Origin of the sequence: Wolbachia endosymbiont of Diaphorina citri, assembly GCF_013096535.2 — a bacterium.
Taxonomy (GTDB): domain Bacteria; phylum Pseudomonadota; class Alphaproteobacteria; order Rickettsiales; family Anaplasmataceae; genus Wolbachia.
The window spans coordinates 60,931-74,716 of the sequence record NZ_CP051265.2 but is presented as its reverse complement, the minus strand read 5'-3'; the positions used below and the strand labels follow the sequence as shown (position 1 = coordinate 74,716).

At 32.3% G+C, this 13,786-nt stretch carries 12 protein-coding genes, 1 tRNA gene and 2 pseudogenes; 9 read left to right on the top strand and 6 right to left on the bottom strand.

Annotated features, from left to right (window positions below):
* Window positions 1-17: 17 nt before the first annotated feature.
* Window positions 18-90: transfer RNA gene (locus HGO49_RS00345), tRNA-Phe, on the top strand.
* A gap of 60 nt (window positions 91-150) precedes the next feature.
* A complete protein-coding gene (locus tag HGO49_RS00340; RefSeq protein WP_017531642.1) occupies window positions 151-1,080 on the top strand; it encodes a gamma-glutamyl-gamma-aminobutyrate hydrolase family protein in 930 nt (309 codons plus the stop codon).
* A 312-nt stretch (window positions 1,081-1,392) separates the two neighbouring features.
* Here HGO49_RS00340 and ubiH read toward each other — a convergent pair whose 3' ends face one another.
* Complete coding sequence (gene ubiH, locus HGO49_RS00335) at window positions 1,393-2,550, bottom strand: 2-octaprenyl-6-methoxyphenyl hydroxylase (RefSeq protein ID WP_017531641.1); 1,158 nt, start codon at window positions 2,548-2,550, stop codon at window positions 1,393-1,395.
* Window positions 2,551-2,971: 421 nt separating this feature from the next.
* Between ubiH and HGO49_RS07145 the strand changes: the two genes are divergently transcribed.
* Complete coding sequence (locus tag HGO49_RS07145; protein ID WP_017531640.1) at window positions 2,972-3,190, top strand: hypothetical protein; 219 nt, start codon at window positions 2,972-2,974, stop codon at window positions 3,188-3,190.
* Between the two features lie 6 nt (window positions 3,191-3,196).
* On the top strand, window positions 3,197-3,328 hold the full coding sequence (locus tag HGO49_RS07425; RefSeq protein WP_017531639.1) for a hypothetical protein: 132 nt from the start codon (window positions 3,197-3,199) through the stop codon (window positions 3,326-3,328).
* Window positions 3,329-3,552: 224 nt separating this feature from the next.
* Here HGO49_RS07425 and HGO49_RS00325 read toward each other — a convergent pair whose 3' ends face one another.
* Window positions 3,553-4,221 (bottom strand): septal ring lytic transglycosylase RlpA family protein, encoded by a 669-nt coding sequence (locus HGO49_RS00325; RefSeq protein WP_026092577.1) that lies wholly within the window; start codon window positions 4,219-4,221, stop codon window positions 3,553-3,555.
* A 26-nt stretch (window positions 4,222-4,247) separates the two neighbouring features.
* Here HGO49_RS00325 and HGO49_RS00320 point away from each other — a divergent pair.
* Window positions 4,248-5,063 (top strand): annotated as a pseudogene (locus tag HGO49_RS00320) (Mur ligase domain-containing protein); the annotation flags it as partial.
* 651 nt (window positions 5,064-5,714) lie between these two features.
* Here HGO49_RS00320 and HGO49_RS00315 read toward each other — a convergent pair.
* Window positions 5,715-6,896, bottom strand: a complete 1,182-nt coding sequence (locus HGO49_RS00315; protein ID WP_017531636.1) for a multidrug effflux MFS transporter — start codon at window positions 6,894-6,896, stop codon at window positions 5,715-5,717.
* 16 nt (window positions 6,897-6,912) lie between these two features.
* Here HGO49_RS00315 and HGO49_RS00310 point away from each other — a divergent pair, with 16 nt between their 5' ends.
* Both HGO49_RS00310 and HGO49_RS00305 read left to right on the top strand, forming a co-directional pair.
* A complete protein-coding gene (locus HGO49_RS00310; RefSeq protein ID WP_017531635.1) occupies window positions 6,913-7,431 on the top strand; it encodes a GNAT family N-acetyltransferase in 519 nt (172 codons plus the stop codon).
* Between the two features lie 290 nt (window positions 7,432-7,721).
* The gene (locus HGO49_RS00305) at window positions 7,722-8,651 is read left to right on the top strand and encodes an AEC family transporter (RefSeq protein ID WP_017531634.1); all 930 of its coding nucleotides are present in this window, start codon (window positions 7,722-7,724) and stop codon (window positions 8,649-8,651) included.
* Between the two features lie 261 nt (window positions 8,652-8,912).
* Here HGO49_RS00305 and HGO49_RS00300 read toward each other — a convergent pair whose 3' ends face one another.
* Both HGO49_RS00300 and prfA read right to left on the bottom strand, forming a co-directional pair.
* Window positions 8,913-9,344 carry a leucine-rich repeat domain-containing protein gene (locus HGO49_RS00300; RefSeq protein WP_017531633.1) on the bottom strand — a complete coding sequence of 144 codons (432 nt, stop codon included), beginning with the start codon at window positions 9,342-9,344 and terminating at the stop codon, window positions 8,913-8,915.
* Between the two features lie 232 nt (window positions 9,345-9,576).
* On the bottom strand, window positions 9,577-10,668 hold the full coding sequence (gene prfA, locus HGO49_RS00295; protein WP_017531632.1) for a peptide chain release factor 1: 1,092 nt from the start codon (window positions 10,666-10,668) through the stop codon (window positions 9,577-9,579).
* Window positions 10,669-10,778: 110 nt separating this feature from the next.
* On the opposite strand from prfA, the gene yihA reads away from it, so the two are divergent.
* Window positions 10,779-11,375 (top strand): ribosome biogenesis GTP-binding protein YihA/YsxC, encoded by a 597-nt coding sequence (gene yihA, locus HGO49_RS00290; RefSeq protein WP_410543218.1) that lies wholly within the window; start codon window positions 10,779-10,781, stop codon window positions 11,373-11,375.
* Entirely contained in the window at window positions 11,350-12,288 is a 939-nt protein-coding gene (argB, locus tag HGO49_RS00285; RefSeq protein WP_017531630.1) for an acetylglutamate kinase, read from the top strand. The genes yihA and argB overlap by 26 nt, the downstream gene beginning before the upstream one ends.
* Before the next feature lie 432 nt (window positions 12,289-12,720).
* Here argB and HGO49_RS00280 read toward each other — a convergent pair.
* Window positions 12,721-13,685, bottom strand: a pseudogene (locus HGO49_RS00280) (IS110 family RNA-guided transposase).
* Window positions 13,686-13,786: the final 101 nt, after the last annotated feature.

Here is a 13,786-nt window from a genome sequence, read left to right as displayed (position 1 = left end):
AATGAAAGTACGTAGTTGGCCTGATAGCTCAGTTGGTAGAGCAAAGGACTGAAAATCCTTGTGTCGCTGGTTCGATTCCTGCTCAGGCCACATTCTTTTTCTTAATATTCTATAATATATTATAATGTTAATATAATTACTTAGGAAATAATGTATAAATGTTACAATAGAATATTTAATATACTATTAATTACATTTCTACTATTCAGTAATATCGCTTATAGTGAAAAAGTAAACAAAGAATTATCTGCTTTGACAGCGGAAAATGCAGTAAATTATAATATAATTGTTGGTTTATTGCAAACAGATGAGTCTCAAAATATCTATGAGATATTCAATAATTTTGGGGTTAAAACTATATCCATTGACTACGACAAAATAATTAATCTAAAAGAAATCCAAGAAGAGTTCGCAAAACAAGATGAAATATTGGCAAAAAAGCTGATACTAGATCGAATAAAAGTTGAAGTTGCAAAATTTATCAAAGAGCAAAAGATAAACAGAATATTTATTTCAGATAACTTTCATTCAGCTCTTAACCCTTACTGCCAGGTTGTGAATGAAGCAATTGTAAAAATAGTAGATGACAATCCTACAATTCATTTGCTTGCCATATGCGGTGGTTTACAAGACATTATGTATGCAAAAGAAATTGAAGTAACAAATGTTGTTAATGATGAGAAGAATCATTTAAAATCAGCACAAAAAGAGAACATACCTCTTCAGCAGATAAAAATTGTTCCAGGTAGTCGTTTGGAAAAAGTGGTAGCTAGATTTTTACTACCTAATCAAAATGGCTGGTTTTTAACTTATTTTCCAAATGCTCATTCAGGTACAGTAAGTAATACTACAGAAAATAGAAGAAGGCTAGAGCTACTTGGATATAAAATTGCAGCATTTGCCAATGACGGGGTAATAGAAGCTATCGAAGATAAGCATGGTAATATTTACTTTCAAAGTCATCTAGAAGCCCTTGTTGTCAAATCAGATAAAAACTCTCGTTTGTCAAGCCAAAAGGTACGTCAGGTTTCAACACTAGTTACTATAGCGATTATAAATGATTTTCTTCATCGCATTTAATGCTAAAATAAGTAAAATCATTTAATGTCATGCTAGTGCCTTTTTTCTTGTCATCCAAGTAGCTGACACCATCATAAAGGAACCAGTGTCAGCTAATTGAATAACAAGAGAAGAACTACTGGAAAGAAATGGGTGTCATTCCAGCGCATGACGCTGGAATCCAGATTTATTTAAAGTTAAGTCTTCTGGATCCCAGTATCTAGACACTGGGATGATAAGAAAAGTCTACTTGAATAACAAGAGAGGAAGTACTGGTATGACACTTTTGGTGGAACACACATAACTGTACGAACATTGTTATACAACAGTGGTTTATATAAACCCCATAGCATGTCGAACGAAGCTTTTTTTAAGAAAATCTGAATTTTCAACTACCATTAAACCAAGATTGCTCAGAACTTTAACGCAAAGTATTCTGTTGGAAAATATTCTATTTAGTCCATCAGTTGCAAGTGCCATAGTAAAATTATCAAAGTATCTATCACGTGAAATTTTCTTCAATAGATAATTACTGCCAACATCAATGCCAGAAGATTTTGCAGCAGTTATTTGTCTAATAACACTCTCTACATCTCTCATTCCAAGATTAAGTCCTTGACCTGCAACTGGATGGATTGAATGTGCTGCATCGCCAATAAGCAAAATTCTGCTTTTATGAAGCTTTCTCGCAAAAGTAAAACTTAAAGGGTAAGATTTTCTTTCACCCTCTAATTCAATTTCTCCCAAATAAGAACCAAATCTTTTTTTGAGTTCTATGATAAACTCCTCTTCAGATAAGCTCATCAGCATTTTTGAAATTTCGCATTTTTCTGTCCAAACTATTGAAGAAGTATAGCCACCTTTCATTGGCAAAATTGCAAATGGACCACCAGGAAAAAACCGCTCTACAGCTAAGTTTTGGTGATGTAGTTCATGTTTTACATTAAATACCATGCTATTTTGTTTATAATCAAATTTTATTATTGTTATAGAAAACAACTCTGGCAGCTTAGAGTTTTTACCTTCAGCGCAGATAAATAGCGATGATATCAATTTTTGATCATTATCAAGAGTAACTTCCACGTATCCTTCGTCACAAGCGATTGTTTTATAGAAACGTGGAGAATATATATTGAGTTTATGCAAAAAATTATTATTAATTGCATTCCATATAATAGCGCTCTTGATTACATAACCCATTGGCTCTTCACCAACCATTTTATGGTCATAATGAACAGTAAATGGGCTATCTCCATCTAATATGCATATATCAAGTATTGGTTCAGCTTCATCTTCTAAGAACTGCCAAATTCCTAATTTTTCTAGTATTTTTTTTGACCCTTGAGAAATAGCAAATGCTCGATTATCATCAACTGCACGTGGTAAACTATTTTTCTCAATTACTGCTACAGATACAGAGTCATTACTCAGGCCAATAGCAGTAATAAGACCAATTAGCCCACTACCTGAAATGATTACATCGTAATTCATTTTATTTACCTAAAATTACATTTTATTCGTTTTGAAAATAGTTTAAACAAACTTTGTAGATGCTGGACTTCTTATCACTACCTTAGTATACCTCAGATTAGTAATAAAGTATTAATTATTTCATGCAAAATAGGTTTTATTTTATTAAAGGAAACAGCTTATGACTACAGATTGCAAAAAAGAATTACTAAATTGCATTAACAAGTACAGAGAAGAACTTGCAGAAAATAAAGCAGCAATTAGATAAACTTTAACTAGCGATAAAATTAATATAAGCGATTACTTTTATCAGGGTGATACAATCTGTAATGAAGAACTATTTAATGTAGGAGGCAAGTGTCAAGATACACAACGTGGTAAATATACGTATGATGAATGGAAGCAAAAAATTGAAAAATTTAACGCTAAAGATTTTCTAGGGATGTTACAAAACGAAGTAAAAAATAAAATATCAAAGAGTCTTGAGGACTATAAACAGTATCATGAAAATGCTACTGAAGCTATAAAAAAAGAATTAGACATAGATTCGAAATTAAAGGCAATATTCAAAGAAAAGCAACAACCAAAAACTGATAAAATCGAGCATATTGTGACGTTATACGAGGTTTATATGAAAATGGAGACATGTGCTCTCAACTAAAGTGCAATGATCTTGATTGTTTCAATAGAAGATAATCTATCTCAAAAAAAATCCGAGCTAGCTGCTATAAAGGATGACTTTTTGGATAATACGCAAAATATTTTTCAACATATTCAAGTTGAAGATAGTATTTTTTAGAGAAATAAGATTATGCTATTTTTTAAATGAAATTTCTTAAGTGGTAGATTGTTTTTTACAGCTATAGGTGAGGTAGCTATCACTACTGAAATGTAACAAATAAAATACCAATCTTAAATATTGATATATTTCACGATAGTTTCTTAACTTGACGCACATGCTTTTTTGAACATTCTCGTTTGTCAAATAGTTTCTGGCATACTACACAATCTGTACTGCAGGTTTTAACTTACTTTTACGCAGTATTGATCATTCTTGAAAAGCAATCTAACATTTTTTATTCCTTGATTACGAAGCTTTGATGCAGCTGATTTAGCTGCCTGAGCGTTTACAAAAAATGCTATGTATCCCTTGCTTTCTGTACTGTTTTGTTTTGGGTGACGTTTCTGCATTTCTTTTTCATATTGCCTTTTGTAATGAGGAGTATTTTGTATCAATTGTTCTGACCTCTGTCTTAAGTACTCGACTTTTACCTTCGCAAGCCCAGACTTATGAAGTCCTAAAACTTGTGCTGCTTTTTCTGACAAGTCTATTATTCTACCTTCAACAAACGGTCCTCTATCATTAACTCTTATAACAAGCTTTCTTCCATTTTCTAAATTAGTAACACGAACAAAGCAGGGTAGGGGCAAGGTCTTATGTGCTGCAGAAATCAAGTGACGATTGAACACTTCACCGTTGGCTGTAATTGTGCCATGATCTTCTATTCCATACCACGATGCTATTCCTACTTCTTCGTAACAGCTACAGTATTTTGGGTGGTAGGTGATAGCATTTATTGTATAGCTATTGCCAATTTTATAATGACCTGCTGTATCATTATACATACTGCGAAAACTACAACTACTCATCAAAACGAACATTAGGCATAGAAAGGCTAGGTTTTTTATCATTGTACTTAGTGAAATGGTTCGATACCATGAGGATTTTAAATTATACTATAATAAATTTAGTAATAAGTAAATGTCTACTGCCAAATATGCACAGCACTAAAAAAGAAGTAATACATATAATCGGTATAGGTGGAATTGGAATGAGCGCAATTGCTGAAATTCTTCACAGTTCCAGTTATAAAGTTCAAGGCAGTGATACGCGATCAAACGACAATATAGATAGGTTACAAAAATTAGGTATAGAGGTCTATATTGGTCACGATGCAAGTAGTATTAGACAAGCTCGAATAGTTGTACATTCTTCCGCAATAAAACCTGATAATGTGGAGCTAGTTGCAGCAAGAAATAACAATAAAACCGTTTTTCATAGGTCAGACATGCTGGCTAAAATTATGAAAGGTAAATATGTGATAGCGATTTCAGGTTCAAGTGGCAAGACGACGACGACAGCTATGATTGCTTCCATTTTTGATCATTCTGGTGCTGACGCCACTGTAATTGTTGGAGGAATATTAAATTCCTATCAGAGTAATTCAAAACTTGGCAAAAGTGACATTTTCTTAATTGAGGCTGATGAATCTGATGGAACTATGTTAAAAATTCCTGCAGATATTGCTGTTGTAACAAGTATTAATGACGACCATATAGACCATTACGGTACATTTAACGAAATCAAAAATGCGTTTTCTCGATTTGTAAACAACGCGAATTTTGCTATTTTGCCTGATTCTGCAGACATCAATCATGATGCGAGTAATTCTATAACGTTTGGGTTTGGAAATGGTAAAATTAGAGCTAGCAACATAAAACAACACAATAATAGCATAGAATTTGACGTGTTGATTAGTATAAACGAAAGTAATCGTATTCCATTATCAACTACTCAAATAATTAAGAATAATGGGGCAAAAGCAGCTCTTAATTCATCATTTCAATGCTTGAAACTAGGCTCTCATTTTAATGTTGAACAAAATACTATAGAATTCAAAAAAACAATCCCTAGAAAGTCTCTACATTCAAAAAAAAGTAAATCGTACTAATGCTACTGAACGGTCTAGTCCAAAAGTAAGCTAAATTTTTTAGGGTACAAAAACAGTAAGAAATAGTTATTTGAATGAAAGTTGGAATTTGATTGGATTAGTAAAAGGTGGCTCTCAAATTTTAGACGTATGGGCAAACTCATACTTTTTGCCAAATAAGGAAACTTAGAGAGGAATTTGATAACCTTAGTCCCGACCATCGAGAGAATTAATATGACATAGTTGCAGCAAAAGGTAATAGTAAACTGCATACTGATGGTAATGGCAAAAGATCAAGCTGTTAATGCATTTCATGATTTACTTGCAAAGAATCAAGGTTCTCAATTTTCTTTTTAAGCTCTGTTACATTAGATTAGATGGTTAAGAAATATAGCTTTAATAACAGGGACCACGCTCTAAGTGATTTGGAGGAAGTACATATAGAGCAAACAGTAAAGTTTAAGACCACAATAACTAGAAATAAGAAGGATCTATATAGTAATCTCTCCAGATCTTGCAAACAATAAGTAGACAGTAAATTAGAATTACTGCAGAAAAAACAAGAATAGCTGCACTGATTACTTGACCATTGTAAACGTAGCTTGTTAAGCCGATAAAAATAGCCATAACAAAAGCTCTAATGAACGAGAGTGCAGAAGAAGCCGTACCTTTAATTTCAGGAAAAACGTTTATTGATGCGTTAAAAACCACTGGCTGGCATATTGCACAACCAATAGAAAAAATAATCATAGATAGTGTTACTAAGTAGAAAGAATGGGGCATGATTACACTGAGTATTACAAACAATAGAGATCCGATAGCACCCACGCTCGTACCAGAAATTACACACCATACTGCTCCAAATTTTTTGAGGATCTTAATGGAAAATAGGCTAATTAGTGAGAAGGAGCCAACTATTGCACCTTGATGTAGTGCATAAATAGTACTGGATAAGCCAAAAGTTTCCATATACAAAAAAGGTCCGCAAGTAATGAATGACATATAAGCAGCAGAGAAGAGGCTCTGCTGCAAAGACAGCACCATAAATTTTGAACTCGATAATAATTTTTTGTAGTCTTTCATCATTTTTTTTAGACTAAAAACATCGCGGTCCTTTTTTGTTTCTGGTAACAGAAAAATCAGCAAAACCCAAGAAATAAAACAAAGTATTGCAACACTTGTGTAATTACCACGCCACCCAACAATTTCGTTGATGAAACTGCCTAACACTGGTGCAATTGCCATGATAATTGTTAGAACAGAATTCATGATCCCGATAAACTTCACCGCTTCTTCACCTTTATAGCTGTCTGCAATAATTGCAAACACAACCACAGATGTGCTTGCACCAATGCCTTGAATAAATCGGGAAATTAGAAGATAAAAAACTGAAGGTGCAACAACACAACCAACAGCACCAATTAATAGAAAAGTATTACCTATGATCATCATTCTCCTTCTACCATAACATTCGGATAATGGACCAAAAAACAACCCTCCTATGCAAAAGCCTAAAAAATTATAAGCAATAGTTAATTGAATTGTGCCTTCCGGTACGTTAAAATAGCGTACTATATCAGGAAAACTAGGTACAGAAATATCAATTTCAATGAACTTAGCAATTAGAGATAGAATTAATAAAAACGGTAGTAACACTTAAAATCTTTAATTAATGAATAAAAATATCACATTTAAAGCGTTGAAAGAAGAACATTTTTCACTATTATTAAAGTGGGTAGAAACACACCATATAAAGAAGTGGTGGGATGCGGATATAAATTGGACACCAGAGTTAATTGAGAAAAAATATAGCAACTACGTTAAAGGATTCAAACATTTGAAATCTAAGACACAAATTATTGAAAAACCAATGCACGCATTCATTATTAATTGTGATGGAGTTGATATTGGTTATATTCAATATTACAACAAACATGATTTTCCACCTGAGCAGGTCTATAACACTTTAGAACTTCCAGAAAGTTGTGCTGCTATAGACTGGTATATCGGAGAGCTGAATTATGTAGGTAAAGGAGTTGGGTCACAAGCTTTGAATATATTTTTAAACAAATTTGTCTTTAAAGTTTATGAGAATGCCTTTGTTGACCCAGGTATAGCAAATGTTTGTGCAATCCGTGTTTACGAAAAAGTTGGCTTTAAAAAATTATGGAAAGTGATAGTGCGATTTTAATGATTAAGGCAAGAATTCCTGAGAACCATTCAAGATGAGTGTTTTTTCAACAATCTACCTAAATTACTACAAGTGGTTTATAACAATATACAAGGAGCTTTATACAAACTTAACATAATTTAATCATAAAAATATCATTATTAAGTCCTATATAAGAACAAATTTTGGCACTCAGGAATCTTTTTTAACTAACTATGAACTTGATTAATTGGAAAATAAATTTTACTTACTTTTATAATACCTTAAAATCTAATATCACTTTATCAGCAAAGATATCACAATAGGCTAGTATGTTCTTCACTCTTTTCCTCAAAATATTACCTATTTACATTACAATACTTATTGGTTACTTAGCAGGAAGATATCTTAAAATTGATAGAAATACTATATCTCAAATACTCTTTTATATAGCTAATCCAATAGTGATTTTATACGGAGTATCTCATACAGAAGTTAATTTAAAAGTAATTTCTCTGCCGATTTTGATATGGTTTATAGGTAGTACTATGTCCTTATCAGTGTATTATCTTTCTTCTTTTTTATTTAAGGACAACACGAGAAACATATTAGCGTTTAGCTCGGGCAGCACAAGCATGGGTTATTTTGGTCTACCGATTGCCATGGCTTTATTTGATGAAGATTCAGTGTCTGTGTATGTTGTATGTTACATAGGAATGGCACTATTTGAAAATAGCTTGGGATTTTATATAGCTGCAAATGGTATCTATACTGCAAAAGAATGCGTATTAAAGTTACTCAAACTTCCTTCATTATATGCGATGATTCTAGGCTTCTTTTTAAGTATATATGATATACAAATACCAACTTTTTTGACAGATGTTATGATAAATATCAGAAGTACATTTATCACATTAGGAATGGTGCTGCTTGGAGTAAGTATTGCACAAATTACAAATTTTAAAGTAGATTGGAAGCTTGCTTTGACCACTATTGTAGCAAAGTACATATTCTGGCCGTTATTTGTTTTGGGAATTGTCTTACTAGACAAGCATGTTACAGGTATATATGATGAAAGCATCTATAAAGCACTGATGTTACTGGCTATTATTCCGATTTCTGGATCTAGTATAATACTTGCTAATATTTTAAATTATCAACCAGATAAAGCTACTTTATTGCTCCTAATTAGTACTGCAGTTGGAATATTTTATGTTCCACTTATAATATCATTATTTTTTACTAAACTTGTCCCTTTTTGATCAAAAATTTAAGCGCCAGGCCTATTCACAAAACTTGAATTTATACTAGACTTCTTGGATAATCATAAAAGAAACTAATCCTTTTTTCCTCTCTTTTCTTATTTTTTCACACAGAATAGGAAGTTATCAATTGATGGAATTTTCGCAATAATGTCAATAGCACTAAGATTTCCTACACCTTTTAGCAGGTCTATAGTTGAATTTGGATGTTCTATGAGCAGCAACAAATAAATGTAACTTGCCTTTTTCTATATGATGCTATTAACCGAATAGGTATCCATTTGACATTTCCATATCTTTGTTATCATTAGTAATACTAAAGGGAAAACTAAACTTAATAAGATTTGGAAGCATATTGTTGTTCCATGATTCACGTAATGCTGCTATGCCTTCGTTGCAGACGTTGTCATAAAGTAAATTAAATTCTTTAATATTTGAAAAACTACCATTCCTTAGCGCACTCATTAATATTATTCCACTTTCAACATCAATATCATTAGAAATTAAATCAAGTTTAACAAGATTTGGAAAGTTACCATTCTTTAACAATTTAGTGATTGCTATTGAGCCTTCTGCGCCAATAATGCTAGAAGTTAATTTACACTCAGTAATATTTGGAAGATTAATATTCTCTAATGCTTCATTTAAAACTTCTCCGCACTGAGCATCAATATAACAATTAGATAAAGTCAAGCTTGTAATATTTTACTTTTTCTGTAAAAAGTTTACTAGCTTTTCCATATATACATATAGATTATTTAACTCTAAGGTGTTACTATTAACATATTGATTAAAGTCAACTTCCATGGTTTCTATAAGTTATAGAGCTGCTAATTATAGCATAAATTTAAATAATTGTCAACCTTATGAACAACTAACTTTACTTCTTTTTAACCTGATACCTATGCTTTGTTTCAAATTTCCATCAAAAAGTAACATTACCCCCTCCAGCCAACCTTTCTGCTTCATTTCGTGAAATCAATGCCTCAATAAATTCATCTAGTTCACCTTCTTTTATAATCTGTTCTAATCGATGTGAAGTCAGATTAATTCTATGGTCTGTAATTCTTGATTGTGGAAAGTTATAAGTTCTTATACGCTCAGAGCGATCTCCAGAACCAATTTGACTTCTTCTCATTGTTGATCTTTCCATTTCTTTTTTTTGTCTTTCAATTTCATATAACCTAGCTCTCAATACCTTAAGTGCTTTAGCTTTATTTTTGTGCTGCGATTTTTCATCCTGTTGTATAACAACTATCCCTGTTGGCAAGTGAGTAACCCTTACTGCACTATCGGTTGTGTTCACTGATTGCCCGCCAGGGCCACTAGACCTGTAAACATCTATTCGCAAGTCTTTTTCTTCTATTTTAAAGTCAACCTCCTCAACTTCAGGTAATATTGCAACAGTGGCTGCTGAGGTATGCAACCTTCCTGAGGATTCAGTTTCTGGCACTCTTTGTACTCTGTGCACCCCTGACTCAAATTTCAGTCTTGCAAAAACTTCTGTTCCATTAATGAGTGCAGAAGCTTCCTTATAGCCACCTATACCTGTATTAGAAATACTTATTGGCTCAAACTTCCAATTTCTTCTTTCTGCATATTTTTGATACATACGAAATAACATCGCTGCAAATAATGCTGCTTCTTCTCCGCCTGTGCCTGCCCTAATTTCTAATATTGCATTTCTTGAGTCATCTTCATCTTTGGGTAATAATGCCAACTTTAGTTTTGCTTTTACTTTCGGTAATAGTATCTTTTGCTTCTCAAGAAGTTCTTCTTTTGCTAACTCTTTTATATCACCATCGCTGTTCTCATCTTTCATGATTTCTTCTAAATCTGAAATTTCCTCTTTTAATATATTATATTCATCGATTATCTCGATAATTGGTCTGAGTTCAGAGTATTCCTTTGAAAAACTAACGAATTCTTTTTGACTCAAATTGGTAGGGTTTTCCAGATTTCTCTCTACATCAGAAAACTTTTTTTTTAAGTCTTGTAAATTATTCTCTATATCCATATAGTACAGGTCTAGTTTTCAGCTGTTTAAGTAAGTAATATATACTGAAATAAAAAATTTCTTATATCAAGCAATAACACTATAATTGTCTCGAATATTTCTACCTAAGTATAATGGCAAAACAGATAACATCAATCTGCAGCTTCATATTTGGAGCTTCAGACAAAAAATCATTACCAGATGAGTCAGCTCCAGAGATTGCATTTGCTGGTAGATCAAACGTAGGAAAATCAAGTTTAATCAACTTGCTGATAAACAGCAAAAAAGCTGCAAGAGTTTCTTCTAAACCTGGATGCACTAGACAAATAAATTTTTACTCTATGTACAATGATAAGTTTAGGATTGTCGACCTACCGGGTTATGGCTATTCTTGTGCAAGCAAGGAAGAAGCAGTACAATACTTAAACCTAATTGAGTACTATCTAATTCACAGGAGAAATCTAAAAAGAGTGTTTGTGCTTATAGATAGCAAGGTAGGATTAAAAGAAATAGACAAAGACTTTGTTTATTGGTTAATATGTAATAATATTGACTTTAATATTGTGCTAACAAAAATAGATAAAGTGAATCAGGAAAGTCTAGATACTATTCTAGAAAATACTCAAAAGTGGGTTAATAATGAACATGTATCAATTCATCAAATAAGCATTCGTGTTAAGCATAAAATCACCAAGGTAAGAGATGAGTTTTTCAAATTTACAAGATAAAAAAATGAAAAGTGATGAATCTTTAAATGGTAAGATGCCATTGAAGGAAAAAACAGAAATATTATTTGAAGTTCTGTCTAACATACCTAAATTTGTAGGCGAAACTTTTATCATCAAATGCAGCAGTGTAATAATTTCAGATGAAACGCTGCTTAGTGCTTTTGCGCATAATGTTGTTCTGTTGAAACAGCTTGGTATAAATCCGGTGGTAGTTCATGACGGAGAATATGAAATTAACTTAGTGTTAAAAATGCTAGGTATGAATGATAAGTTTATAAATGGTGTCAGACTTACAGACAAAAGCACTATGAAAATTATTGAAATGGCACTGTGTGGTTCAATTAATAAAAAAATTGTTCAGCATATAAATTCTGCTGGTGGTTCAGCTATTGGACTATGTGGAAAAGATGGCAACCTCATAAAAGCTGAAAAGATAAGCACTACGCTTAGGGAAAATAGATTAAATAATATTGAAAAAATACTAGACATGGGATTTATCGGTAGACCAACTGAAATCAATCCTGATATATTATTCTTTATTGAAGAATCAGATTCTATACCAGTTATTGCACCTATCGGTTATGGAAAAAATGGAGAAACATATCATATTGATACTGATAGCACTGCAAGTGCAATTGCACTTGCAGTTTACGCATCTAAAATGATAATCTTGAGTGATACAGATGAAGAAATAAACAAAGTTGGCAATGGAAGAGTCTTGATTAAAAATTTAAAAGAATCGATTGATTGTGGAAAAATTAAAGGAGAAAAATTTGTTGAAAGGCTTATGTCATATACTAAAATGGTAGAAGAATGTGCAGGGGTTGTTCACATAGTTGATGGTAGAGTACCTAACATTATACTTGATTTATTTACTGAGAATAATTCAGGTATATCAATAATGGATGATTAATAGCTGTACTGCTTATAACCATATGAACATTGAAAATTTTGGGAATGTTCAAAAAAGTGTGTCAAACTGAGAAGTAAAATATAATTGAGATAAAAATGGAGGTTTGACATGAGTCAAGTAAATGGAACTACTGGATTGGTAAACTATAAAGAATTAGAAACCTATAATCTATAAGGGAAGGAAGAGACCGTCTTGTTAGTCAACAAAAAAATTATAAAAATTGCTCAAGCTGCATAATAAAATCAAAAAATACTTCCAATCCACATCCTGTGTAGCGGGTATACAGATTATAGTTAGTGGATATGTTTATAAGTAAATTTCTTGCCTACATAGAACTAATTTGCTTATAAACATATCCACTAACCAACAACATTTAATAAATTTGTGTAAGATACTATTTCACATAAGATATGATTGGAGCATTTTTTGATTTTAAACTTCAGTAAACCTTCTAACTCTATAGTTCTTGATATGAAAAGCTTTTTTTGAACTTAAAACACCAAAAACAATATGGAGTAACTTACGCATTGCAGCACCAACGATGGCCATATTATGCTTACCCTTTTCCTTTAATCTTTGGCAAAAGCTCATAATGATAGGATTGTGATTCTTAGCTACTATGGCAGGAAAATACATTGCCTTGCGTAGTGTTCGTGAACCTAATTTACTTAATCTGGTCTTGGCATATACAGATGAACCTGATGTTATATTTCGTGGTATAGTTCCAGCGTATGATGCCAATTATCTGGCATTTATAAAAGCTTTTATGTTAGAGCTAAAATAGCTATTCTCTCCTATTCCTGGAATAGTTAATAAAAGTTGAAAATTCTCTAATAACTCTTTGTGTTGCTTTAATAGTTCACGTATGGAGCTTTTTATTGTTTCTATTTTTTGCTCTACATTCATTGCAACAAGCATTTGCAACTTCTTTAGGTAGTCTCTCTTTTTTTTAGATGATTGTTTATTAATGTTAATTCATCTTTTAGCGCGGTTGAGCAACGATAAAGATGTTTTAGTTTTTTCAATTCAGGAGATGGTGATGTCCAACGAGTAGTTTCCTGTCTTTGACAATAATCAGCAATAATTTCTGCATCGGTCTGATCATTCTTTTGTCGTATAAGCTTGCATAAGATTTAATACAATAAGGATTTACAACACTAACAAAATGTCCAGCATTGTGAAGAAATTCAGACAAAGCTTCGCTCAGTGGATTCCATGCAAGCTTTTGCTTCTTTTACATTATGTTTTTGTAGAAAGCTCAGCAGACCTTGAAACCCAGAATCATCGTTCTTAAAGCTTCTTCTCCTAGTTTCACATTTCCCTTTTTTACTTATAAATGAGAGAAAAACATCAAAGCGATCTTTTGATATGTCTATGCCCAAAAAGTTGTTGATCATGTATAACCCCATACGTTACCATTAAAAATGAAAAGTAAGGCTAGTTTTGTGGATACAGAATTAGAACCATTTAGATTTTGCTACGATACCGTCCAGCCTGT

Coding starts and splice junctions, on each gene's coding strand:
- HGO49_RS00340 (WP_017531642.1), top strand. CDS start 151: ATGTATAAATGTTACAATAGAATATTTAATATACTATTAATTACATTT.
- ubiH (WP_017531641.1), bottom strand. CDS start 2,550: ATGAATTACGATGTAATCATTTCAGGTAGTGGGCTAATTGGTCTTATT.
- HGO49_RS07145 (WP_017531640.1), top strand. CDS start 2,972: ATGTTACAAAACGAAGTAAAAAATAAAATATCAAAGAGTCTTGAGGAC.
- HGO49_RS07425 (WP_017531639.1), top strand. CDS start 3,197: ATGATCTTGATTGTTTCAATAGAAGATAATCTATCTCAAAAAAAATCC.
- HGO49_RS00325 (WP_026092577.1), bottom strand. CDS start 4,221: ATGATAAAAAACCTAGCCTTTCTATGCCTAATGTTCGTTTTGATGAGT.
- HGO49_RS00310 (WP_017531635.1), top strand. CDS start 6,913: ATGAATAAAAATATCACATTTAAAGCGTTGAAAGAAGAACATTTTTCA.
- HGO49_RS00305 (WP_017531634.1), top strand. CDS start 7,722: ATGTTCTTCACTCTTTTCCTCAAAATATTACCTATTTACATTACAATA.
- prfA (WP_017531632.1), bottom strand. CDS start 10,668: ATGGATATAGAGAATAATTTACAAGACTTAAAAAAAAAGTTTTCTGAT.
- argB (WP_017531630.1), top strand. CDS start 11,350: ATGAGTTTTTCAAATTTACAAGATAAAAAAATGAAAAGTGATGAATCT.